General features: G+C 42.9%; 19 protein-coding genes and 1 pseudogene. All 20 read left to right on the forward strand.

The features are described from left to right. The first annotated feature begins 16 nt into the window (after positions 1-16). The 20 genes and pseudogenes from PG840_RS06870 to fmt all read left to right on the forward strand — a co-directional run bounded on the left by PG840_RS06870 (position 17) and on the right by fmt (position 24,197). Positions 17-1,696 (forward strand): ABC transporter substrate-binding protein, encoded by a 1,680-nt coding sequence (locus PG840_RS06870; protein WP_117822665.1) that lies wholly within the window; start codon positions 17-19, stop codon positions 1,694-1,696. A gap of 25 nt (positions 1,697-1,721) precedes the next feature. Further along, entirely contained in the window at positions 1,722-3,206 is a 1,485-nt protein-coding gene (locus PG840_RS06875) for a glycoside hydrolase family 32 protein (protein ID WP_270613454.1), read from the forward strand. Positions 3,207-3,514: 308 nt separating this feature from the next. Then, positions 3,515-4,387 (forward strand): annotated as a pseudogene (locus tag PG840_RS16925) (alpha-amylase family glycosyl hydrolase); the annotation flags it as partial. Positions 4,388-5,182: 795 nt separating this feature from the next. Further along, the gene (locus PG840_RS16930; RefSeq protein WP_117555945.1) at positions 5,183-6,139 is read left to right on the forward strand and encodes a carbohydrate kinase family protein; all 957 of its coding nucleotides are present in this window, start codon (positions 5,183-5,185) and stop codon (positions 6,137-6,139) included. A gap of 202 nt (positions 6,140-6,341) precedes the next feature. After that, positions 6,342-6,602, forward strand: a complete 261-nt coding sequence (locus tag PG840_RS06885) for a hypothetical protein (RefSeq protein ID WP_117835592.1) — start codon at positions 6,342-6,344, stop codon at positions 6,600-6,602. 30 nt (positions 6,603-6,632) lie between these two features. Beyond that, complete coding sequence (locus PG840_RS06890) at positions 6,633-7,154, forward strand: class B sortase (protein WP_270613468.1); 522 nt, start codon at positions 6,633-6,635, stop codon at positions 7,152-7,154. Positions 7,155-7,531: 377 nt separating this feature from the next. Next, on the forward strand, positions 7,532-7,693 hold the full coding sequence (locus tag PG840_RS06895; RefSeq protein WP_243000039.1) for a hypothetical protein: 162 nt from the start codon (positions 7,532-7,534) through the stop codon (positions 7,691-7,693). 294 nt (positions 7,694-7,987) lie between these two features. Further along, positions 7,988-8,458 carry an Hsp20/alpha crystallin family protein gene (locus PG840_RS06900; RefSeq protein ID WP_008370865.1) on the forward strand — a complete coding sequence of 157 codons (471 nt, stop codon included), beginning with the start codon at positions 7,988-7,990 and terminating at the stop codon, positions 8,456-8,458. Positions 8,459-8,524: 66 nt separating this feature from the next. Continuing rightward, positions 8,525-9,559, forward strand: a complete 1,035-nt coding sequence (locus PG840_RS06905) for a DnaJ C-terminal domain-containing protein (protein WP_270205295.1) — start codon at positions 8,525-8,527, stop codon at positions 9,557-9,559. A gap of 166 nt (positions 9,560-9,725) precedes the next feature. Continuing rightward, on the forward strand, positions 9,726-12,326 hold the full coding sequence (gene clpB / locus PG840_RS06910; RefSeq protein ID WP_008370859.1) for an ATP-dependent chaperone ClpB: 2,601 nt from the start codon (positions 9,726-9,728) through the stop codon (positions 12,324-12,326). Positions 12,327-12,456: 130 nt separating this feature from the next. Then, a complete protein-coding gene (locus PG840_RS06915; RefSeq protein WP_118217602.1) occupies positions 12,457-13,296 on the forward strand; it encodes a tyrosine-type recombinase/integrase in 840 nt (279 codons plus the stop codon). Between the two features lie 234 nt (positions 13,297-13,530). After that, on the forward strand, positions 13,531-13,731 hold the full coding sequence (locus tag PG840_RS06920; protein ID WP_173826095.1) for a hypothetical protein: 201 nt from the start codon (positions 13,531-13,533) through the stop codon (positions 13,729-13,731). 218 nt (positions 13,732-13,949) lie between these two features. After that, entirely contained in the window at positions 13,950-15,203 is a 1,254-nt protein-coding gene (locus tag PG840_RS06925; protein ID WP_055158263.1) for a Y-family DNA polymerase, read from the forward strand. A 125-nt stretch (positions 15,204-15,328) separates the two neighbouring features. Continuing rightward, on the forward strand, positions 15,329-16,540 hold the full coding sequence (locus tag PG840_RS06930; RefSeq protein WP_055297612.1) for a carboxylate--amine ligase: 1,212 nt from the start codon (positions 15,329-15,331) through the stop codon (positions 16,538-16,540). Between the two features lie 25 nt (positions 16,541-16,565). Further along, positions 16,566-17,270, forward strand: a complete 705-nt coding sequence (locus PG840_RS06935) for an aspartate/glutamate racemase family protein (RefSeq protein WP_195502851.1) — start codon at positions 16,566-16,568, stop codon at positions 17,268-17,270. Between the two features lie 33 nt (positions 17,271-17,303). Further along, complete coding sequence (locus tag PG840_RS06940; RefSeq protein ID WP_008370817.1) at positions 17,304-18,821, forward strand: Mur ligase family protein; 1,518 nt, start codon at positions 17,304-17,306, stop codon at positions 18,819-18,821. 153 nt (positions 18,822-18,974) lie between these two features. After that, positions 18,975-20,531, forward strand: coding sequence for a UDP-N-acetylmuramoyl-L-alanyl-D-glutamate--2,6-diaminopimelate ligase (locus tag PG840_RS06945; protein WP_117835586.1), 1,557 nt, complete (start codon positions 18,975-18,977; stop codon positions 20,529-20,531). Continuing rightward, positions 20,510-22,738: a replication restart helicase PriA gene (priA, locus tag PG840_RS06950; RefSeq protein ID WP_270613456.1), complete on the forward strand. Its 2,229-nt coding sequence runs from the start codon at positions 20,510-20,512 to the stop codon at positions 22,736-22,738. Before PG840_RS06945 ends, priA begins: the two co-directional genes overlap by 22 nt. A gap of 24 nt (positions 22,739-22,762) precedes the next feature. Then, entirely contained in the window at positions 22,763-23,233 is a 471-nt protein-coding gene (def, locus tag PG840_RS06955; protein WP_008370813.1) for a peptide deformylase, read from the forward strand. Positions 23,234-23,258: 25 nt separating this feature from the next. Further along, positions 23,259-24,197, forward strand: a complete 939-nt coding sequence (gene fmt, locus PG840_RS06960; protein ID WP_055158259.1) for a methionyl-tRNA formyltransferase — start codon at positions 23,259-23,261, stop codon at positions 24,195-24,197. The last annotated feature ends 212 nt before the right edge of the window (positions 24,198-24,409 follow it).

Below are 24,409 nucleotides of genomic sequence, written 5' to 3' on the forward strand. Positions count from 1 at the left end.
AAGGAACGATACAGATATGAAGAAAAGAAAAGTAAATGCATTACTTGTAATTGTACTGTCTATGACGATGATGGTAGGAGTTGCAGGATGTGGAAAAGAGCGGCAGCTTGCAGCTGAAATTGATCCGGATACACCTGTATCGGAAGTGCAGTTTCCATTGAAGGAAACCGCAGAACTTTCCTTTATTACAAGTGCACCGGCTACATCAACACAGGAGCCAAATGAACGAGTGATCTTTCAGCGTATGGAAGAGCAGACCAATGTTCATATTGACTGGACTTGTTTTGTATCAGATCAGTTTTCTGATAAGAAAAACCTGGCACTTGCCCAGTTTGGAAATCTGCCGGATGGATTATTCAATGCCGGAATGAGTGAGTATGATCTGTTGCGTTATGCAAAGCAGGGAATCATTATTCCATTGGAAAATCTGATAGATAAATATATGCCGAATTTACAGGCAGTATTTGAAAAATACCCAGAATACAGGACAATGTGTACAGCACCGGATGGGCATATTTATTCATTTCCATGGATTGAACAGCTTGGAGCTGGGAAAGAAGCCATTCAGGCAATCGGAGATATTCCGTATATTAACAAAAAATGGCTGGATTATCTTGGACTTGAGATTCCGACAACAACAGATGAATTGGAACAGGTATTAATTCAGTTCCGTGATCATGCAGATGAACTTGAAAAAGAATTTTCAATTGAAGGTGATGTGATCCCAATGTCATTTATTATCAATAATGGAGATCAGGATCCTGCAATTTTGATCAATGGATTTGGAGAGGGTTATGGAGATACAGGGGATCATTTCGCTGTAACGGATGAAGGAAAAGTTATTTATACAACGGTTCAGGAGGGGTATAAAGAAGGAATTGAATGGTTGCATAGGCTTGTAACAGAGGATCTGGTTGACCCGGAAGCATTTACACAAGAGTGGTCCACCTATGTAGCAAAAGGAAAGAATCATCGATATGGTCTCTGCTTTACATGGGATATTGCAAATATTGATAACAATGAAGATTATGTTATGCTGCCGGCTTTGACAGGACCGAATGGAATGAGAAATATCACAAGACAGAACAACAGCGAAACAAGCGGATTCGATCGTGGAAGATGTGTCCTTACATCCAGCTGTCGTGACACAGCACTTGCTGCTGCATGGATCGATCAGATGTATGCACCCCTTCAGTCACCACAGAATAACTGGGGAACTTATGGAGAAAAGGATTCTTTTAACATTTTTGAACTGACCAAAAATAAAGATGGCGGAGAAATGCTGAAGCACATGGATCTTGGAACGCAGTCGCCGGTAGAAGTACGTGAGGCACAATCTGTAAATGGTCCACTTGCAGTACTGAATGAATATTATGATGTATATGTAACACAGCCGGAAGATGCAAAATGGCGTTTAGACAATATGCATGAAACTTATTTACAGGATATGAATAGCAAGTATGTTTACCCAAATGTCTTTATGAGCATTGATGATACCAATAAAGTATCTCAGTACGATACCGATATTAAAAAATATGCAGAGCAGAAGAAAGCAGACTGGATCCTGAATGGAGGAATTGAAAAAGAGTGGGATTCCTATCTGAAGAAAATGGAACAGTATGGACTTTCTGATTATCTTTCAATTAAACAGAAATACTTTGATCAGTATCAAGAGTCATTGAGTGAAGAAAAATAACGATACGAATAATAGGAGGATTCGCATGAGTGAGATGTTAGAAAAGGCTAGAAAATATGAAGATGAACAGGGAAAGCAGATAAAAGCAGAAGACAGACCGGTTTTTCATGTGAGTCCATATGTCGGATGGATGAATGATCCGAATGGTTTTTCATACTATCGGGGAGAGTATCATCTTTTTTATCAGTATCATCCATACGATACATACTGGAACAGTATGCATTGGGGGCATGTGGTTAGTAAGGATCTGCTTCACTGGGAATATCTTCCGGCAGCTTTGGCACCGGATGAAGAGTATGATAAGATTGGATGCTTTTCAGGAAGTGCAACAGAGTTAGGAGACGGCAGACAGCTGCTCATCTATACTGCAGTGGATCAGGAGAAAATGGAAGATGGAACGGTAAGGGATATTCAGACACAGGCAGTGGCTGTTGGCGATGGAAAAGATTATAAGAAATATGAGAAGAATCCGGTTCTGACAGCCAAAGATCTTCCGGAAGGTGCAAGTAAAGTGGATTTTCGTGATCCAAAGATCTGGAAAGGAAAAGACGGGAACTTCTATTGTGTTATCGGAAGCAGACCAGCAGACGGAAGTGGACAGATTCTTCTTTATAGAAGCAAGGATGGATTTGAGTGGGAATTTGTCAGCATCCTTGCAGAAAATAAGAAACGTTTTGGAAAGATGTGGGAATGTCCGGACTTCTTTGAACTGGATGGAAAACACGTTCTTTTGACCAGTCCGCAGGATATGTTGCCGGAAGGCTTCGAATTTCATAATGGAAACGGTACTTTATGTATCATAGGAGAAATGGACAAAGATACATATACTTTAAAAGAGCAGTTTACGCAATCTGTGGATTATGGAATTGATTTTTATGCAATGCAGACGTTGGAAGCCCCGGATGGCAGGAGAATTATGATTGGTTGGATGCAGAACTGGGATACACTAGCTCATCGTGATAACGATTCGAAGTGGTTTGCACAAATGAGTCTGCCGAGAGAATTGTCTGTAAAAAATGGAAGACTTTACCAAACTCCAGTCAAAGAACTTGATGCAATGCGTAAAAACAGAGTTGAGTACAACAATGTGGTAATAAATAATGATATAATTACATTAGATAAAATCGAAGGACGAACCATAGACATGGAACTTGTGATACGTCCGGAAGATAAGGGGAATGTCTATAAAAAATTTGCATTACGCTTTGCACAGAATGAGAAGTTTCATACAGAACTGAGTTTCCGCCCGGATGAGTCTGTCCTGAAAATTGATAGAAAATTTTCAGGAAGTGAACGAGCATTGGTTCATCAGAGAAGATGCCGGGTAAATGGAGATGCCGATGAATTAAAGCTTCGTGTGATTTTGGATAGATTTAGCGCAGAGATATTTATTAATGATGGCGAGCAGGTTATGTCGGCTGTCCTATTTACAGAACAAGAGGCAAAAGGAATTTCATTTTTTGCTGAAGGTGCAGCTAAAATCGATGTAGTGAAATACGATCTGGTTTAGAAAATACATGATAAAACTTACATGGAGTTTGAAGACGTATGGATAATGATAGGGGGATTCCTGGAACGGGAATCCCCTTTGTAGTATAGGAGCATAGAGTATTGATGATAGAGGAAAGAAGAAAAAGATATGAGAAGGAACTGCATGAAAAATATCTGCAGTTATATCACAATGAACAATGTTATGAAGAACTAATGCAGATGTTGGAAGGGGCTTATCAGGACAGATCGGCGGAGCTTAGGAGATTAGACGGTAGAAGAGAGAAAGAACCAAACTGGTATCGCAACAGAAATATGCTTGGAATGACGATGTATCCGAAGCTGTTTGCGGGGGGATTAAAAGGTGTGATAGAACACTTGGATTATCTGTCAGAGCAGAAGATTACCTATCTTCATTTGATGCCGCTTTTAAAGATGCCTCATCCATATAATGACGGTGGGTATGCGGTGGAAGATTTTAAGCAGGTCGATTCGGAAATAGGAACAAACGAAGAGTTAAAAAGACTGACAAAAGAGCTGAGAAAGCGTGGCATCAGCTTATGTCTGGATGTAGTTATGAATCATACGGCAGATACACATGAGTGGGCGATACGAGCCAAGAGAGGCGAACAGGAATATATGGATCGTTATCAGTGCTATGAGACGCGAGAAATTCCGGATCAATTTGAAAAGACTATGCCGCAAGTGTTTCCGGAAACCGCTCCGGGAAATTTTACATGGTGTGAAGAGATGCACAGGCATGTACTGACAACATTTTATACTTATCAATGGGATTTGAATTATCATAATCCGAAAGTATTTAATGAAATGATTGGGAATATCCTGTATCTGGCAAATCTTGGAGTAGAAGTGTTTCGTATTGATGCAGTTCCTTATATCTGGAAAGAATTAGGAACAAGCTGCAGAAATCTTCCCCAGGTTCATAGTATTGTCCGGATGCTGCGTATCATTGTTGAAATGATCTGCCCGGCTGTGATCCTGAAAGGTGAGGTTGTTATGGAACCAAAAGAACTGCCGGTTTATTTTGGAACAGAGAGTGAACCGGAATGTCATATGTTATATGGAGTTTCCAGCATGGTAAATTTGTGGGCAGCACTGGCTACGAGAGACACAAGGATGTTGAAGCATCAGATGGATGTGATCCACAGCCTTCCGAAGAACTGCTATTTTGTCAATTACCTTCGCTGTCATGATGATATTGGCTGGGGACTGGATGAAGAACAGGAGAAAAAGCTGGAAATAAACCCAATCCGGCACAAAGAATATTTGTATCATTTCTTTGAAGGTACTTATCCATATAGCTTTGCGCGAGGAGAATTATATAATTACGATCCAGCGACGAAAGATGCCAGAAGCTGTGGAACAACTGCGAGTTTGTGCGGAATTGAAAAAGGTGGATTTGAAGGGGATTTAGAACAGGTGAAACAAGGAATCCAAAGAGTGCTCATGATGCATGCGGCATGTATGAGTATGGAAGGATTTGTAATGCTTTCATCCGGGGACGAGATCGGTCAGGTAAATGATTATGATTATAAGAAAAATCCAGATACTGCTGCGGATAGCAGGTATCTGCACCGCAGTCCGTTCCAGTGGGACAATGCAGACAAGAGAAAAAAAGCGGGTACAGTACAGTACGACATCTGGAATGGTCTGAAGCAGATGGAAGAAATACGGCGTCAGGAAAATTGCTTTGGAGAAACTGCCGGTATTTCTACCTGGGATACAGGAAATTATGCGGTTTTTGCGATTAGAAGAACAGCAGGAAATGAAGAATTAATCTGTCTGGCTAATTTTTCAGAATATGGACAGAATGCATGGCTGAATTGTCTGGAAGGTGAATATGAGGATTTATTTACAGGAGAAAAACTGGAAATAAATTCGGTATGGATGAATCCTTATCAGTACAGATGGTGCGTGAAAAAACAGGAATTTTATGGAAAAAGCAATGTCATTTTTGGAGGCAGAATGGAGAATATAATGAAAAAATATGATGTAGTGGCACTTGGAGAATTGTTAATTGATTTCACAGAAAATGGAAAAAGTAATCAGGGAAATCCACTTTTTGAGGCAAATCCGGGAGGAGCGCCATGCAATGTACTTGCAATGCTGACGAAACTCGGACATAAGACGGCATTTATCGGAAAAGTAGGGGAAGACTTTTTCGGAGAACAGCTGAGAGATGCGATAACAGAAGCAGGGATTGATGCAGGTGGATTATGTACAGATAAGGAAATCCATACGACACTTGCTATGGTACATACTTATCCGGATGGAGACAGAGATTTTTCGTTTTATCGTAATCCGGGAGCGGATATGATGCTGAATAAAGAAGAGGTTCAGGCAGAACTTATTAAAGAAACAAAAATCTTCCATTTCGGAACGTTGTCCATGACACATGGAGGAGTGCGCGAAGCAACAAAAGAAGCAATCCGTATTGCAGAAGAATCCGGTGCAGTTATTTCCTTTGATCCGAACTTACGTCCACCACTTTGGAACTCTTTGGATGAGGCAAAGGAACAGGTATTGTATGGATTAGCACATTGTCAGATTCTGAAAATTTCAGACAATGAAATCCAATGGCTGACAGGTGAAGAAGACTATACGGCAGGGGTAAATTGGATTAGAGAAAGATATCAGATTCCGCTGATCCTTGTATCTATGGGAAAAGAAGGAAGTCGTGCATACTATAACGGAACGATGGTAGAAGTAAAACCGTTCCTTCAGAAGAATACAATTGAGACGACAGGAGCAGGAGATACATTTTGTGGTTGTGTATTACATTATATCTGTGAACACGGAATGGAAGGTTTAGAGGAAGAAAACCTGAAGGAAATGCTGACTTTTGCAAATGCGGCAGCATCTGTGATTACAACAAGAAAAGGGGCACTGCGTGTAATGCCAACCAGAGATGAAATTCAGAATCTGCAATGTTAATCATGGAAGTTCAGGCAGAGTCGGATATGATAAGCAATTATATCGAAATGTATCACCTTGCTCCGGCAAAGTACATGAATCAGAAACACTGGCTGGCAGTTCCAATGGATAAACAGTGCGAAGAAAAGGATTGACATTTCTGGCGGTGCATTCCATAATGACAATAGCAGTTTGATAGAGCTAACAAGAGCGGGAGCGTGACATGAGGAAAAAGAATTCTTATAGATGGCTGATATGGATTTTTCTGGCTGTAATTCTGATAGGTGTGGCATTGTGGAATATTCTGCCGCCGTATATTGATCGATGGCAGTCGACGAAAGATTATGAAAAACTTGCCGAAGAATATGTCAGTGATGAATCCGAACCAGATGACGGGAAGCAGAAGAAAAAAGACTGGTGGAGCACCGACATTAAAGTCGAATTTGACCAGTTAAAAACAGAAAACCCGGACGGCATCGGCTAGATACGGTTCGACGATCAGAATGAGCTTGGTATCAACTATCCTATCGTGCACTCCGGGGACAACGAAAAATATCTGCGCAAAGATATCCATGGCAATAAGCATATCGCCGGAAGTATCTTTCTGGAAGGACTGAATCAGTCAGATTTTTCCGACCTTTATAACATCATTTACGGACACAACATGAACAATGGCAGTATGTTCGGCAGTCTGAAGAAATACAAGGATGAAGGCTTCTGGAAAAAGAACCAGTACTTTACGGTCTATACCGAAAGCACTGCCTACCGCTATCAGATCTTCTCCTATGAGGATGCGGTGAATGGCGGCAATGTATATAAAGTCGGTTATCAGCCGGGGGAAGAATACCAGACGTTTATTGACGAGATGGTAAAAGACTCGGATTTTGATACCGGGATCAGACCAAAGTCAACGAACAAGATCCTGACGCTGTCCACCTGTACCGGGAATGGATACAGCAAACGGTTTGCTGTTCATGCGGTATGTATCGATACCCAGACAACAGACCAGACAAAATTAAAGGAAACGGATGATTAACAGGTAAAATGCATTGACAAACTTAAAAAAAGAACAATATAATGGGGAAAACCATGGTTTGAAGTAACTAACCAGAAGCAAAAGAGGAAAACAAGAACACAGAGAGTGAAGTAATGGCGGATAAAAAAAACAGAAAACAGAAATATTGATACTGCAAAAGCCAGAGGAGAACTGGAAGAAGACCTTCTGGAGTATGTCTATCGGAAATGGAGACAGGGCAGACAGATTACATCAAAGGAATATGCCAGAACAACAGGAAACGACCAGTGAGGTTCTTTTTTTGTATAAAAAATATCCTGTAAATTCTGTTTTAGAGAGTAAAAAAACTGTAGCTGAGGGGCTGTGAAAAAAGAACAGTCCCGAAAAAAATTTTGCCAATGCTAATTCAAGATTATCTGGACATCTGTGATCCAGTGCTGACTTTTGACAGAGTTATGGGAGAAATCGAACTGGAGAAATATCTGGATAACAAGTCGAAAATGACACAAATCTCACAGTATGAGCTTCAAAAGGGAAACTGGAAAGAAGAAATTGATTAAGCATTTGGAATATCAGATTTCCAATGCCGATGAAGCGTCTTTAAAAGAATATCGTGTGAATCTGCGACATTTGTAAAATCGAAAGGATTCTTTATGATTGGAATAAATATAAAAGACATACAAGCAATCTTAAAAGCTGGTGAAAAAAAAATCTCAAAAAATTAGCACTCACCTCTTGACAGTGCTAATAATACGTGCTATAGTACAGGTAGAACAAAGGAAGGGGAACGAAAAGAAAGGTTCGCCAGAGAGTGTTCCGAACGTATTATGAGTGTTTGAAAGGAGACAGGACTTATGTTAATGCCTAGTATTTTTAATAATAATTTATTTGATGATGATTGGTTTGGATTTCCGTTTTACGGATATGCAGATAAAGCAGAGAACAGAGCAGAAAAGAAGCTCTATGGACATCATGCGAATAATCTGATGAAGACAGATATCAAGGAAATGAAAGATGGATATGAACTTGAGATTGATCTTCCAGGGTTCAAGAAAGATGAAGTTACTGCAGAATTGAAAGATGGTTATCTGACAGTCAGTGCGGCGAAAGGTCTTGATCAGGATGAACAGGAGAAAGAAACCGGCAGGTATATCCGCCGTGAACGTTACGCAGGAGCATGTCAGAGAAGTTACTATGTTGGTGAAGATATCACAGAAGAAGATATCAAAGCAGAATTTAAACATGGTATTCTGAAACTCTTTGTTCCGAAAAAAGAAGCAAAACCAGCGGTAGAAGAGAAGAAATATATCACAATTGAAGGTTAATATAGAAGATAAATTTTCCCCGGAGAGCAATCTCCGGGGTGTTTTACAGGCAGGAGGTGACAGAACATGGCAGCAAAGCGGGATTACTACGAGGTGCTCGGAGTAGCAAAGAATGCAGATGAGAAGACAATCAAAAAAGCTTACCGGAAGATGGCAAAGAAGTATCATCCGGATACCAATGCCGGAAATCCGGATGCAGAAAAGAAATTCAAAGAAGTAACAGAAGCCTATTCAGTACTGAGTGATCCGGAAAAGAAGAAGATGTATGACCAGTTTGGACACGCCGCATTTGACCAGTCTGCAGGAGGCAGCTATCAGGGCAGTGGATTTGGAAATGGTTTCCAGGGATTCAAAAGTGGTCCTGGAGGATATCAGGAGTATCATTTTACAGGAAATGCAGATGATATTTTCGGAGATATGTTTAAAGATATCTTCCATGGAAGCAGCAGTAAAAGCACAGATGGTTTCGGAGGTCATGGTTTTCACAGAAGCAGTTTCTATGACGATGGATCCGGATTTGGTGGCTTCGGAGGATTTGGCGGTCACGGGTCAGCAGGCTTTGATCAGAAAGGACAGGATCTGAATGCCAGTGTATCTGTTACATTTGATGAGGCAGCATTTGGATGTGATAAAAGAATTACTCTGCAGGATCAGAGCGGAAAGGCGCAGACACTTGAGGTGCATATTCCGGCAGGAATTGACAGTGGAAAGAGTATAAGACTTCGTGGAAAAGGGATGCCTGGAACCGGAAAAGGCGGTGCAGGAGATCTGCTTCTGAAAGTAACTGTTCAGCCAAAAGCCGGATATGAACGAAAAGGTATGGATGTTTATACAACGGTCAGCATTCCTTATACAACGGCTGTGTTTGGTGGAGAAGCAAGGGTGCATACCCTGTATGGTGATGTGATGTGCAAGATTAAAGAAGGAACACAGTCAGGAAGCAGGATTCGTTTAAGAGGAAAAGGAATCGTTTCCATGAAGGATGCAAATGTCCATGGTGATCAGTATGTAACGGTACAAATTCAGGTTCCGAAACATTTAAATGCAGAAGCAAGACAGAAACTGATGGAATATAAGAAAGCCGCTGCCGGAGGAAGATAAAGGATCCGGGGCGTTTCATATAGATGGGACTCAGAAAATGAGTCCGATGATTTAACAGGGAAGTAAAAATTTGTATAGATTTAGCACTCGACTCTTGACAGTGCTAACAACAAGTGCTATAGTTCGAGTAGAACAAAGATAGCAAGGCAAAGGAGGGACTCATGTTATGAATATCAATAAATTTACACAAAGTTCTATGGCGGCAGTACAGAACCTTGAAAAGATTGCGGCAGATTATGGCAACCAGGAAATTGAACAGGAACATCTTCTGTATTCTTTGCTTACAATAGATGACAGCCTGATTCTCAAGCTGATTGAGAAGATGGGCATTACAAAAGAGACAATGATGAACCGTGTGGAAGAGCTTTTACGGAAGCGTCCGAAGGTACAGGGCGGTCAGATGTATATTGGTCAGAATCTGAATAATGTGCTGATCCATGGCGAGGATGAGGCAAAGCAGATGGGTGATGAATATGTATCGGTTGAGCATCTGTTCCTCGCACTTCTGAAATATGCGAACCGTGAGATCAAAGGTATGATGAAGGAACTTGGAATCACAAGGGAAAGCTTCCTTCAGGTACTTTCTTCGGTAAGAGGTAATCAGCGAGTAACCAGTGATAATCCGGAAGCTACTTATGATACCTTGAACAAATACGGGGAAGATCTGGTAGAAAAAGCCAGGGAGCAGAAGCTGGATCCGGTCATCGGACGTGATGCAGAGATCCGGAATGTGATCCGTATCCTGTCACGTAAGACAAAGAACAACCCGGTTCTGATCGGTGAACCTGGTGTAGGTAAGACAGCAGCAGTAGAAGGTCTGGCACAGCGTATCGTGCGTGGTGATGTACCGGAAGCTTTGAAAGATAAAAAAGTATTTGCACTGGATATGGGAGCACTGGTTGCAGGTGCCAAGTATCGTGGTGAATTTGAAGAGCGTCTGAAAGCAGTTCTGGAAGAAGTCAAGAACAGTGATGGAAACATCATCCTGTTTATCGATGAGCTGCATACCATTGTAGGTGCCGGAAAGTCAGACGGTGCAATGGACGCCGGAAATATGTTAAAACCAATGCTTGCCCGTGGTGAGCTGCATTGTATTGGTGCGACAACTCTGGATGAGTATCGCCAGTATATCGAAAAGGATGCCGCTCTGGAACGTCGTTTCCAGCCGGTTATGGTGGATGAGCCTTCAGTTGAGGATGCCATTTCTATCCTTCGTGGATTGAAAGAGCGTTATGAAGTATTCCATGGTGTCAAGATCACAGACAGCGCACTGGTTGCGGCGGTTACTCTGAGTAACCGTTATATTTCAGACCGTTTCCTTCCGGATAAGGCAATCGACCTGGTTGATGAAGCATGTGCATCCATTAAGACAGAGCTGGATTCTATGCCGACAGAGCTGGATGAACTGAACCGTAAGATCATGCAGCTGGAGATTGAAGAAGCCGCTTTGAAGAAAGAGGATGACCGACTGAGCAAGGAAAGACTGCAGAAACTGCAGGAAGAACTTGCCGAAGAACGGGAAAAATTCGCAAAGCAGAAAGCACAGTGGGATAACGAAAAACATTCTGTTGAACATGTACAGAAGATTCGTGAGCAGATTGAACAGCTGAACCGTGAAATCGAAGCAGCTCAGAGGAGCTATGATCTGAACAAGGCAGCAGAGCTTCAGTACGGACGTCTTCCACAGTTGCAGAAACAGCTGGAAGAAGAGGAAGCAAAGGTAAAAGATGAAGATCTGTCACTGGTTCATGAAAGTGTTACCGATGATGAGATTGCCAAGATCATTTCCCGCTGGACTGGCATTCCGGTTGCAAAATTAAACGAAAGCGAGAGAAGCAAGACACTGCACCTTGCAGATGAACTTCACAAACGTGTCATCGGACAGGACGAAGGCGTTACGAAAGTAACCGATGCAATCATCCGTTCCAAAGCAGGAATCAAAGATCCGACTAAGCCGATTGGTTCCTTCCTCTTTCTTGGACCTACAGGTGTAGGTAAAACAGAGCTTGCAAAAGCACTTGCCGAGAATCTGTTTGATGATGAGAACAATATGGTGCGTATCGATATGAGTGAGTACATGGAGAAATATTCTGTGTCCCGTCTGATCGGAGCGCCTCCGGGATATGTCGGATATGATGAGGGCGGTCAGCTTACGGAAGCCGTTCGCAGAAAACCGTATTCCGTAGTGCTTTTCGATGAAGTAGAAAAAGCACATCCGGATGTATTTAACGTACTTCTGCAGGTACTGGATGACGGACGTATCACGGACTCACAGGGACGTACCGTTGATTTCAAGAATACGATCTTGATCATGACATCGAACATCGGATCTTCTTATCTGCTGGATGGTATCGATGAAAATGGCGATATCAAACCAGAGGCAGAGGAGATGGTCATGAATGATCTGAGAGCACATTTCAGACCGGAATTTCTGAACCGTCTGGATGAGACGATTATGTTCCGTCCGCTGACGAAAGATAATGTCTACTCTATCATCAGCCTGCTTGTCAATGATATCAATAAACGGCTTGCAGATAAAGAACTGAGGATCGAGCTTACTGAAGCAGCCAAACAGCTTGTAGTGGAAGGCGGATATGATCCGACCTATGGTGCAAGACCATTGAAGAGATATCTTCAGAAGAATGTTGAAACCGAGGCAGCTAAACTGATCCTGGAAGGAAATGTTGGCAGCGGAGATACGATCCTGATCGATAATGTGGATGGAAAACTTACTGCAAGGATCAAGCAGCACTTAAGAGAAGTATAAGATAAGGAAAATAGATGGATATGAGCAGTAGGACAATGAAAAAAGGTTTTGTCCTACTGCTTTTTCGGTTAATAAAATTTCAGATCTGTGAAATAATGTGAGTAAAGAGAAAAAACTAGGAGGACACATTATGAGCGGAATGAAATTTGAAAAAGAAATCTTTATGAAGTATTTGATCGAGCGGGAAGCATCGGAGGCAACAAAGAAGAAATATATGACAGATGTAACGACTTTTTATTCCTATGCAGCAGAAGCGGAAGAAATAGATAAGGAACTTCTGCTTGCTTACCGGGAGTGGCTGATGCAGCATTATGCAGTAAGCAGTGTAAATTCGATGCTTGTGGCACTGAATCAGTATTTACTTGCCGTTGGGCTTGGAAAATGGAAGCTCCGCAGAGTCCGTGTACAGGGCTGTAATTCAAAGATGATGGAAAGAGAACTGCAGAAATCCGATTATATCAAACTGGTGCGGAAAGCAAAAGAGCAGGGAAAGGAACAGCTTGTAATGATTATGGAGACGCTTGCAGGGACAGGAATCCGGATCAGTGAGCTAAGATATTTTTCAGTTGATAGTGTTCAAAGCGGGATCGTGAAGGTGTGGAATAAAGGAAAATACAGACCGGTTATTTTAACGGATCAGTTGAGAAAAAGACTGTTGTATTATATAAGAAAAAACAGGATTCAAAAGGGAAATGTGTTTATAACGAGATCGGGTCATGAAAAAGACCGGTCGAATATATGGAGAGAATTAAAACAGCTTGCAGTAAGTGCGGGGGTGGAAACCGAAAAAGTATTTCCGCACAATTTCAGACATATGTTTGCAAGAATTTTTTACAGGGTTACTGGGAATCTGTTGCAGCTTGCGGATATTCTGGGACACAGCAGTATCGAGGTGACAAGGATTTATGCTTCGGATGGAATTATGGAATGGAAAAAGAGCATGGAAATGTTAGAGATGCTTGTAGAATGACGACATAATGTTAATTATGTTGTAATATAAATCGTCCAAACTCAGTCCAACTATATTCTAGTCTGTATTACAAAGACTGTCAACATTAAAAAACGTTACAAAAATGCAAAACAGTCCTTTCACTTTAATTATGTAAAACATTTATTTTTTCCTTTTTATTTTCATATTTTCGAGTCAAAATACCTATATCGAAAACTACAACATAATTAACATTATGTAGAAAAGAGGGAACATATGGAAAGAGATATATTTGATGATATGATAAAGAGAGTGGACTGTTCATATGTATCCGATCTGAGATACAACAAAAAAATAGTAGAATCCAAGCTGAAAACGATGGATTTAAGTTTATATAATGAGAAGCAGCTGGAAGAATTTGCACAATATGTATTTAACTGTGGATGGAGTGAAATCGGCGGTAAGCTTGATAAATAAAAGATAAAATAATGAAAATGGATGCGGGATATGATAAAATGAATATCATATTCCGTATTTTTTGTGTATACGATGAGCCAAGTGCAGATTTGTGCTTGCAAAAGGATCTGCATTTGTCGAATGTACATCACCTGGCTGTTAAGCGAGATGGTGTACAAAGTATACAAATCGAGCAGGAGTCAGCCTGCTCGATTATTTACAGAGAGGAGACAGCAGGAATGTCACACATCATTTTCCATATAGATGTCAATTCAGCCTACCTTAGTTGGACGGCAGTAGAACAACTGAAAAATGGTGCCGATGTGGATATCCGCACGATCCCCGCGATCATCGGCGGTGACAGAGAATCACGTCACGGGATCGTATTGGCGAAATCTCCTTCGGCAAAGAAATTCGGCATCCGGACGGGAGAGCCGGTGGTAAATGCGTTCCGCAAGTGTCCGAATCTTCACATGGATCCGCCAAATCACAGGATGTACAGGGAGTATAGCCGGAGACTGATGGATTTCCTGAAAACCTATACACCGGAAATCGAGCAGGTCAGTGTGGACGAGTGCTATATGGATTTTACCGGAATCGCACAGCGTTTTTCTTCGCCGGTGGAGGCTGCGTATGAAATCAAAGCCCGGGTTTATGAAAAGTTTGGGTTTACCGTGAATGTGGGGATTTCGACAAACAAGCTTCTGGCAAAAATGGCATCAGACTTTGAAAAGCCAAACCGTGTCCACACTCTTTTCCCGGAAGAGGTCAAGGAAAAAATGTGGCCGCTTCCGGTGAGTGAGCTTTTTATGGCAGGGAAGTCCAGTGTGGCGATTCTGGAAAAGCTGGAAATCCGGACAATTGGTGAGCTTGCGCAGACAGATCCGAAGCTTCTGGAATTCCATTTGAAAAGTCATGGGAGAACGCTGTGGGAATTTGCGAATGGAATCGGTGATGCAAAGGTGCAATCCGAGGAGACCGCAGCAAAGGGTGTCGGTAATTCCACCACACTTCCAAAAGATGTGGAAAAGGCAGAGGATGCAAAAAAGGTTCTATTTTCTCTGGCAGAAAGTGTGGGAAAGAGACTAAGGAAAGCAGGGCAGAAAGCCAATATGGTTAGTGTGGAAATCCGCTACAGTGATTTTCAGAATGTATCTCACCAGAAGCAGCTTGGCAGAGCATCCGGTGCAGATCAGGTGATCTACGAGGCGGCCTGCAGTCTGTTCGATGAGTTGTGGAACGGTGAGCCGATCAGATTGCTTGGTGTTCGCACAGCGAAGCTTGTGGATGAAGATGAACCGGAGCAGTTAAGCCTGTTTGACCTGCAATTCGAGGTGAAATCTGAGAAGCCGAAGAAGAGCATGGAAAAGCTGAAAAAGCTCAGTGCGGCAATGGGAGAGATCCGCGGAAAGTATGGGGCGGATGCGGTGATACGGGGCAGTGTTCTGGAGCAGAGAGAAAAAGAGAAGAAATATGAAAAGAAACAGTTCTGAAAATTTTCCGGGAAACTTTCAGAGCTTTCAGAGCTGTTTCCGCGCCTTGACACCTAAAGAGCCACTGGAGTATAATGAGATGATATGTAGAAATATAAGGGGATAGAAAGGAGCTTCTTTAAACAATGGAATTTAAAGACAGAGAATTTATTCCGGTACTGCTTGGTGGAGATATCAATACTTACAGTGTTGCCCGCGCATTTTATGAGCAGTATCAGGTGAAGACATATATATTTGGAAAGTTTGCAACAGGACCGAGTTACGGAAGTAAGATCATCGAATATCATCCGAATCCGAAGATTGATACGGACGATTATTTTCTTCAGACAGTCAATGGATTTGCAAAAAAGCATAAAGACAAAAAGATTATGCTCATCGGATGTGGTGACAGTTATGTGGCGCTGATCAGTAAGCATAAGGCAGAGCTTGAGAAAAATATTATCGCACCATATATCGATTTTGATCTGATGAACAGTCTGCAGCAGAAAGAGACTTTCTACAAGTTGTGCGAAAAGCATGGGGTAGATTATCCGGGAACGATTATTTACGATCAGTCCATGGGACTGGATTTTGAGATGAATTTCCCGTACCCGGTAATTTTAAAGCCGTCTGACAGTATTTCTTACTGGGAGCATCCGTTTGCAACCCAGAATAAGATCTACACGATCAAGGACAGAAAAGAACTGGAAAAAGTAATTCGGGATATCTATGGGGCAGGTTATACAGATAAACTGATCATCCAAGATATGATTCCGGGAAATGATGAATATATGCGTGTTCTGACTTCTTATTCTGACCGGAATGGAAAAGTTAAAATGATGTGTCTGGGACATGTACTCCTGGAAGAACACACACCACACGGACTTGGAAATCATGCAGTTATCATCACAGAGCCAAACGAAGAGCTGATGATGAAGGTGAAGAATCTGCTGGAAGATTTGCACTATGTAGGATTCTCCAACTTTGATATCAAGTATGACAGGCGTGATGGCAAATACCGTTTCTTCGAGATCAACACCCGCCAGGGACGAAGTAATTATTATGTGACAGGATCTGGATTCAATGTTGCAAAATATGTAGTAGAAGAATATGTTTACGGAAAAGAACTGCCGCTTGAATTTGCAAAAGAAGAACATCTCTGGATGACAGTACCGAAGGCAGTTGCTTTCAAATATATCAAAGAAGAAGCAAACCGTGAGAAGATGAGACGCCTTCTTAAGGAAAAGAAGATGGTCAATCCGGTATTTAAGAGAGGTGATTTTAAACCAAGACGTTATCTTGCTATGGTGAAGAATCATCTCAGACAGTTTGGTAACTTTAAGAAATATTACAGCTAAGAGAAGCTGAAACAGGGAGAATGATATGCTGAAAAAATTAGGTGTTATCGGCGGAATGGGACCGGAGGCGACAAGTTTTTATTATGCAAGAGTGATCGCGAGGACAAAGGCGGAGAGTGATCAGGAGCATATCAACATGATCATTTTAAGTCATGCGACAATGCCGGACAGGACACAGGCAATCCTTACAGGAAATAAGATTCCGTTTCTGAAAGCAATCACACAGGACGCAAGAGATCTGGAGATGCTGGGAGTGGAAAATATTGCGATTCCGTGCAATACCTCGCACTATTTCCTGGAAGATATCCAGAAATCTACAAGTGTTCCGATCATCAATATGGTAGAGGAGAGTGTCAGATATGTAGTAGAGGCTCATCCAAAAGTGAAGAAGATCGGGATCATGGGAACAGATGGAACGATGCAGGCAAAGACTTACCACCGAGCCTGCGAAAAATTTGGAATCACACCGGTAGTTCCGGGAGAAGCCTGCCAGAAAGATGTGATGTCGCTGATCTATGATGATATCAAAAAAGGAAAGCCGGGAGACAAGAACAAATTTGACCGTGCTTATAATGATCTGAAGGCAAAAGGCTGTGATGCAGTAATTCTTGCATGCACAGAAATTTCGGTATTCAAAGAATATTATCAGGTACCGGCAGACTGTATGGATGCAATGGATGTTCTGGTAAGAGAATCCATCATCAGATCCGGCGCAGAGTACCGGGAATAATACCGGAAAGAATATAAGGGAGATAAATACCAGATGGAAAAATACACATTACAGGAGTACGCAAATCTGTTACAGAACCTGCGTATGATGAAAGAATTTTATTCAAATGGGGAAGAAGAAAAAAACGTAGGATATCTGACCTATGATTCCAGAGAGGTGACGGAAGGGACATTGTTTATTTGCAAAGGTGCGGCATTTAAGGCTGAGTATCTGGATGCAGCGATCGAAAAAGGTGCGATTGCTTATGTCAGCGAAGTAAAATATGAAACAAAAGAAGATGTTCCATATTTTCTGGTAGACGATATCCGTAAGGCGATGCCTCCACTTGCAGAGAAGTTCAATAATGCACCGTGGAAGAAACTGACGATCACCGGAATCGGCGGAACAAAAGGAAAATCCACTTCTGCTTACTATATGAAAGCAATCGTGGATGATTATATGGAAGCAACCGGTGGAAAGGAAAGTGCAGTCCTTTCTTCAATCGATATTTATGACGGAGTGATCAAGAAAGAATCCCATATTACTACGCCGGAGTCGGTAGAATTGCAGGAGCATCTGCGCCATGCCGTAGAAAGTGGTATTACATTTGCCGAGATGGAAGTATCTTCACAGGCGTTAAAATACAATCGTGTCGATAACATGCAGTTTGATGTGGGAATTTTTCTGAATATTTCAGAGGACCATATCAGTCCGATCGAGCATCCGGATTTTGAAGACTATTTTTCGTCTAAACTGAAAATTTTCGGAAAATCACGTTACGGAGTTGTGAACATGGATGCAGATTTTGCAGACCGTATTCTGAAAGAGTCAAAGGTCTGTGAGAAGGTGCTGACGTTCAGTACAAAGAATCCGGAAGCAGATGTTTATGGTTATGAGATCCAGAAAGACGGACATGAAACGGTATTTATGGTAAAGACAGAGCTGTTTGATGAAGAATTCCGTCTGACGATGCCGGGACTTTTCAATGTGGAAAATGCACTGGCTGTCATTGCGGCATCCATTCTTCTTGAAATCCCGAAGGAGTATATGCACAGCGGTCTTTTGAGGGCAAGATCCAGCGGACGTATGGAGCTTTATGGAAGTGCAGATAAGAATCTGATCGCTGTTGTGGATTATGCACACAACAAGCTTAGTTTTGAAAAGCTGTTCTCTTCAATAAAAGATGAATATCCGGATTATAATATCGTATCGATCTTCGGATGCCCCGGAAAGAAAGCATTTATCCGGAGAAGAGACCTTGGAACGGTAGCGGGTCAGTATGCGAAAAAGGTTTATCTGACAGCGGAAGATCCGGGATATGAGCCGGTAGAGCAGATTTCCAAAGAAATCGCACAGTATGTGGAAGCACAAAACTGTCCGTATGCCATGATCGAGGATCGGGGAGAAGCAATCAAAGCAGCGATGGATGAAGCAGAGGGAAAGACTATTTTCCTGATTACCGGAAAAGGAAATGAGACAAGACAGAAATATGGCTGTGAGTATCTGGACTGCAAATCAGATACACAGTATGTTAAAGAATATCTTGCCGAGTATGATAAAAAGCATCAATAGAAACTGAGAGATGGGTGGGTGTTCCTGCAAACGCACAGGATGCGTGAAAACGAAAGCAGGAAATCCACCCATTTTATATATTTTCATATCCGGTGTGACGTTTGAGGGGAAACAGCATATTCTGAAAACAAAGAGTCCAAAAAGAGGAGCCTTATGAAGCTTTCGGTTCTGTTTAAAAGGATTCAGCATGCGGTGATCCAAATGCCGGAATTAGAAGAAGAGATGGAAATCCGGGGGATTACCTGTAATTCCCAAAAGGCAGAAGAAGACAGTCTGTTTGTCTGCATTCAGGGAAACCGGGCAGATGGACATGATTATATAGAAGAAGCCTGCAACCTTGGGGCATCCTGCATTCTGATAGAAAAACTGGTATCTGGGGGAAGGATGCTGAAGTTTCCGGAAAATGTTGCCGTCGTTCTGGTAAAAGATACACGGGAAGCTCTTGCCGGGATCAGCAGGATCTGGTTTGGAAGTCCTGCTGATAAGTTGAAAGTGATTGGCGTGACCGGCACAAAGGGGAAAAGTACGGTGGCAGTGATGATCCGGGAGATGCTGGAAAGTCTTGGCCAAAAATGCGGACTGATCGGTACGATCGAACACCATCTTGGAAATGAAGTGGTAACTTCGCAAAATACGACCCCGGATGCCTTTACCATTCAGTCGTATTTTGCTAAAATGGTAGAAGCAGGTTGCCACTATGCGGTGATGGAGGTATCTTCACAGGGAATAAAGCAGCATCGGATCGATGGAATTTGGTTTGAAATCGCGGTATTCACTAATTTCGGGGAGGATCACATCGGACCAGGCGAGCATGCAAGTCTTGGGGAATACCGATATTACAAATCATGTCTTTTTGAACAGTGCAGGATTGGAATAGGGAATCTGGATGATGCACAGTGCAGCTATATGTTCCAGAGAAAATGTTGCACGAAATACGGATTTACCTGTCGGGAAGAAGAAGGGCAGGAAAGAGGATTTAGAAACAGTCATGTACTGACGGCAGAAAAAATCAGTTTTCTGATGGAAGGTGGAGAACTTAAAACGGTATTTTATGCAGATGATAGAAAATATGAGCTTGCCCTTCCTGGAAAATTTAATGTGTACAATGCACTGGCTGCTTTACAGACGGTGAGCTGTCTTGGATTTGAAAGAGAAGAAGCAGGAGACGTGTTAAAGCATCTGGTGGTAAGAGGCAGGATGGAACGGGTAGATGCAGGAGAAAATATCCTGTGTTACATTGATTACGCGCATAATGCCATGAGTCTTGCAAAAGTGCTTAAAATGCTGAGAATTTACGAACCAGAACGTATTTTACTGGTGTTTGGATGTGGAGGCAACCGTGCCGGAAGCAGAAGAAGCGGGATGGGAAGAGTAGCAGGAGAGCTTGCGAATCTGACGATCATCACTTCAGATAATCCGAGATGGGAAGAGCCGGCAAAGATTATGGCAGACGTTGAAGAAGGCATCAAAGAAACTTCCGGAGCCTATCGGATGATCCAGGATCGGGAAGAGGCAGTATTCTTTGCGGTAGAAATGGCAAGACAAGGGGATATCCTTCTGATTGCGGGAAAGGGACATGAAAATTACCAGGAGATCCAGGGAGTCAGGTATCCGATGGATGACCGGGAACTGGTGCGAAAAGCCGTCAGGCTGGCTGCACAAAAGAGACAGAAAAAGGAACAGACAGAATGTACGCAGACATTATTATAGATATTACACATGAAAAACTGGATAAAGTATTTCAGTACCGTGTACCGGAAGAACTGGAAGGAGATTTACGGACCGGTGCAGGCGTCATTGTGCCGTTTGGACGTGGCAACCGGGAAACGAAAGGGTACATTGTCGGTTTTTCGGAAACATGTGATTATGATGCGGAAAAAATAAAAAATATTCTGCGCACGGATACATCGAGTGTGATGATTGAGGCAAGGCTGGTCGCACTTGCTGCGTGGATGAAAGAAAATTATGGCGGTACGATGATCCAGGCATTGAAGACGGTGCTTCCGATCAAGCGTACCGAGCAGCAGAAGGAACAGCGGATTTTAAAAAGATGTATTTCCAGAGAAGCAGGCGAAAAGAAGCTGGAAGAATATCTTCACAAGAACCAGAAAGCGCGGGCAAGACTGATGGCAGCACTTTTGGATGATGAAGAGGTAGAATATTCCCTGATCAGTCAGAAGCTGAATATCACGCTGACGGTGGTGAGAGCGCTTGAAGAGCAGGGGGTTCTGAAAATTAAAAATCATAAGATTTACCGGAATCCGGTTAAAGAAAAAGAGCAGCAGCGGCATTTTATTACTTACACGGAGGAGCAGGAAAGAGCAATCCGGACGTTTGAAAACGATTATAAAAAAGGAATCCGAAAGACCTATCTTTTATACGGTGTGACCGGAAGCGGCAAGACAGAGGTCTATATGGAAATGATCCGGCAGGTGGTAAAGGAAAAGCGCCAGGCAATCGTGCTGATCCCGGAGATCGCATTGACTTACCAGACGGTGATGCGCTTTTACAGGACATTTGGGGAACGCGTTTCCATCATGAATTCCAGACTTTCAGCGGGAGAGCGGTATGACCAGATGATGCGGGCGAAAAAAGGAGAGATTGATGTGATGATCGGTCCAAGATCTGCACTTTTTACCCCGTTTCCGAGTCTTGGGCTGATCGTGATCGATGAGGAACATGAGGCAGCTTATAAAAGTGAACAGGTTCCCCGGTATCATGCGCGGGAGACGGCAATCGAACGCGCAAGCCTGGAAGGGGCAAGTGTGGTACTGGGATCGGCAACCCCTTCCATGGAAGCATTTTACCGGTGCGAGCTGGGAGAGTATACGTTGCTGGAATTAAAGAGGCGGACTGCAAAAGCAGAACTCCCGGAGGTCTACACGGTGGATATGCGTGAAGAACTGCAAAAAGGGAACCGTTCTATTTTAAGTGACAGGCTCCATGAGCTGATGGAAGACCGTCTGAAAAAGAAGGAACAGATCATTTTGTTTCTGAATCGAAGAGGGTATGCCGGATTCCTTTCTTGCAGGTCCTGCGGATATGTAGTAAAATGTCCTCATTGTGATGTTTCACTGGCAGCGCACAATAATGGGAAAATGGTGTGCCACTACTGTGGCTACGAAGAAACGGTTGCAAAAAAATGCCCGTCCTGCGGCTCCCCTCATATTGGAGGTTTCCGCGCAGGAACACAGCAGATTGAAGAACTGGTAAAAAAGGAATTTTCGCAGGCAAGGGTACTTCGGATGGATCTGGATACTACAAGATCCAAAGAAGGACATGAAAAGATTCTATCTGCATTTGCAAATGAAGAGGCAGATATTCTTGTCGGAACGCAGATGATCGTAAAAGGACATGATTTTCCAAATGTGACCCTGGTTGGCGTGCTTGCTGCGGATATGTCCTTATACTCGGATGATTTCCGGTCAGCAGAGAGGACATTCGAGCTTCTGACACAGGCTGCGGGAAGGGCCGGAAGAGGGGCAAAAAAAGGAGAGGTCGTGATTCAGACCTACAGCCCGGAGCATTATAGTATCCAGACGGCAGCACGTCAGGATTATCAGGCATTTTATACAGAAGAGATGAATTACAGGGAACTGATGGGGTATCCGCCGGCAGAGCATCTGATGGCGGTACTGGTAGCCTGTGAGGATGAAGCACTTCTGGAAAAAGGAATGCACTATCTCAAATTATATGCAATGCGGATCACGAAGAACCGCAAGGTACAGGTGATCGGTCCGGCAGCTCCGGCAGTCGGAAAGGTCAAGGATGTGTACCGGAAAGTTTTGTATCTGAAGCAGGAATCCTATGAGATCCTGATTGAAATGAAAGATAAAATGGAACAATATATTGAATTGAACCGGGGATTTGCAAAGATGCGGATTCAGTTTGATTTTGATCCGATGAGTGGATTTTAAAAGAAAAGGCAGGAGGAAGAACAAATGGCAATTAGAAAAATCAGAGAAATAGGCGATGAAGTACTGACAAAGGTGTGTAAGGAAGTAACAAAGATGACACCAAGAACAACAGAACTGATCGACGATATGTTAGAGACCATGTACGAGGCAATGGGGGTAGGTCTTGCTGCACCACAGGTTGGAATTCTCAAAAGAATCGTTGTCATCGATATCGGAGAAGGTCCGGTTGTCATGATCAACCCACGCATCGTAGAGAGCAGCGGAGAACAGACCGGGGAAGAAGGATGTCTTAGTGTACCAGGTAAATCCGGTATTGTTACCCGTCCGAATTATGTAAAAGCAGTAGCACTTGATGAAGATATGAAAGAATACGAGATCGAAGGCGAAGGATTGATGGCAAGAGCAATCTGTCACGAACTGGAGCATCTGGACGGTCATCTTTATGTAGAAAAAGTAGAAGGCGAACTTCACAGCACAGAATACGAAGAAGCCTAGGCTGGAAGCGGGAGGTTAAGATAAGATGAAGATAATATTTATGGGAACTCCTGATTTCTCAGTCGGAACACTGGAAGCACTGGTAGAAGCAGGACATGAAGTAGTGCTCGCTGTCACACAGCCGGACAAGCCAAAGGGCAGAGGCAAAGAAATGCAGTTCACTCCGGTAAAAGAATGTGCACTTGCACATAATATCCCAGTCTATCAGCCAAAGAAGATCCGGGAACCTGAATGTATCGAAGAACTGAAAAAATATCAGGCAGATGTCTGCGTAGTCGTGGCATTTGGACAGATCCTTCCAAAAGAGATCCTGGAAATGACGCCGTACGGATGTATCAATGTCCATGCATCCCTTCTGCCGAAATACCGCGGTGCTGCACCGATCCAATGGGCGGTCATCAATGGAGAAAAAGTATCCGGTGTCACAACGATGCAGATGGATGAAGGACTTGACACGGGTGATATGCTGGAAAAAGTAGAAATCACATTAGATAAAAAAGAAACAGGAGGAAGCCTTTTCGATAAACTTTCCGCAAAAGGAGCCGCACTCTGCGTCCATACCCTTGCAGAACTGGAAAAAGGAACCATTACTCCACAAAAACAGGGCGAAAGCACCACCGAATACGCAAAAATGCTCAACAAAAAATCCGGTGAGATCGACTGGACGAAAACAGCAGTAGAAATCGAACGCCTGATCCGCGGCTTAAATCCATGGCCAAGTGCCTACACCCAGTGGGAAGGCAAAACGATGAAAATCTGGGAAGCAGAAGTAGAGGATGTTGTAGAAACCATAGATACTCATGAGCCCGGAACGATCACAGAAGTCACAAAACACGGCTTCAAAGTCCAGACCGGTGAAGGCAGACTAGCCATCAAGTCCCTCCAGATCCCAGGCAAAAAACGCATGGAAGCCGATGCCTTCCTACGCGGATACCACATAGAAACAGGAACAAAATTAGGCTAGAGTTTACTTTTAGAATTTGAGCTTTGCAAATTTAACAAATATTTTTCGACCTAACATATCTGGCGCAAAAAAACGCAAAGCGTTTTTCGCGCCCTTTGGCGCATTTGTCCCATCGTGCACCGCACGATAGGACAAACAGCCGACACCCATTGAAAAATGTAGCCCGGAAGCGAAAGATATTCGCTAAGCAGGTCATCGAAAACGCCGGCACT

The organism is Coprococcus sp. AM97-35, assembly GCF_027697525.1.
Classification (GTDB): Bacteria; Bacillota; Clostridia; order Lachnospirales; family Lachnospiraceae; genus Allocoprococcus; species Allocoprococcus comes.

Excerpts from the sequence above, each read along its gene's own strand:
- PG840_RS06940 (WP_008370817.1), top strand. The coding sequence starts at position 17,304 with ATGGAAAAATACACATTACAGGAGTACGCAAATCTGTTACAGAACCTG.
- PG840_RS06905 (WP_270205295.1), top strand. The coding sequence starts at position 8,525 with ATGGCAGCAAAGCGGGATTACTACGAGGTGCTCGGAGTAGCAAAGAAT.
- PG840_RS06900 (WP_008370865.1), top strand. The coding sequence starts at position 7,988 with ATGTTAATGCCTAGTATTTTTAATAATAATTTATTTGATGATGATTGG.
- PG840_RS06935 (WP_195502851.1), top strand. The coding sequence starts at position 16,566 with ATGCTGAAAAAATTAGGTGTTATCGGCGGAATGGGACCGGAGGCGACA.
- PG840_RS06945 (WP_117835586.1), top strand. The coding sequence starts at position 18,975 with ATGAAGCTTTCGGTTCTGTTTAAAAGGATTCAGCATGCGGTGATCCAA.
- PG840_RS06895 (WP_243000039.1), top strand. The coding sequence starts at position 7,532 with ATGCTAATTCAAGATTATCTGGACATCTGTGATCCAGTGCTGACTTTT.
- PG840_RS06875 (WP_270613454.1), top strand. The coding sequence starts at position 1,722 with ATGAGTGAGATGTTAGAAAAGGCTAGAAAATATGAAGATGAACAGGGA.
- PG840_RS06925 (WP_055158263.1), top strand. The coding sequence starts at position 13,950 with ATGTCACACATCATTTTCCATATAGATGTCAATTCAGCCTACCTTAGT.
- PG840_RS06870 (WP_117822665.1), top strand. The coding sequence starts at position 17 with ATGAAGAAAAGAAAAGTAAATGCATTACTTGTAATTGTACTGTCTATG.
- PG840_RS06930 (WP_055297612.1), top strand. The coding sequence starts at position 15,329 with ATGGAATTTAAAGACAGAGAATTTATTCCGGTACTGCTTGGTGGAGAT.
- PG840_RS16930 (WP_117555945.1), top strand. The coding sequence starts at position 5,183 with ATGAAAAAATATGATGTAGTGGCACTTGGAGAATTGTTAATTGATTTC.
- PG840_RS06920 (WP_173826095.1), top strand. The coding sequence starts at position 13,531 with ATGGAAAGAGATATATTTGATGATATGATAAAGAGAGTGGACTGTTCA.
- PG840_RS06915 (WP_118217602.1), top strand. The coding sequence starts at position 12,457 with ATGAGCGGAATGAAATTTGAAAAAGAAATCTTTATGAAGTATTTGATC.
- def (WP_008370813.1), top strand. The coding sequence starts at position 22,763 with ATGGCAATTAGAAAAATCAGAGAAATAGGCGATGAAGTACTGACAAAG.
- priA (WP_270613456.1), top strand. The coding sequence starts at position 20,510 with ATGTACGCAGACATTATTATAGATATTACACATGAAAAACTGGATAAA.
- fmt (WP_055158259.1), top strand. The coding sequence starts at position 23,259 with ATGAAGATAATATTTATGGGAACTCCTGATTTCTCAGTCGGAACACTG.
- clpB (WP_008370859.1), top strand. The coding sequence starts at position 9,726 with ATGAATATCAATAAATTTACACAAAGTTCTATGGCGGCAGTACAGAAC.
- PG840_RS06885 (WP_117835592.1), top strand. The coding sequence starts at position 6,342 with ATGAGGAAAAAGAATTCTTATAGATGGCTGATATGGATTTTTCTGGCT.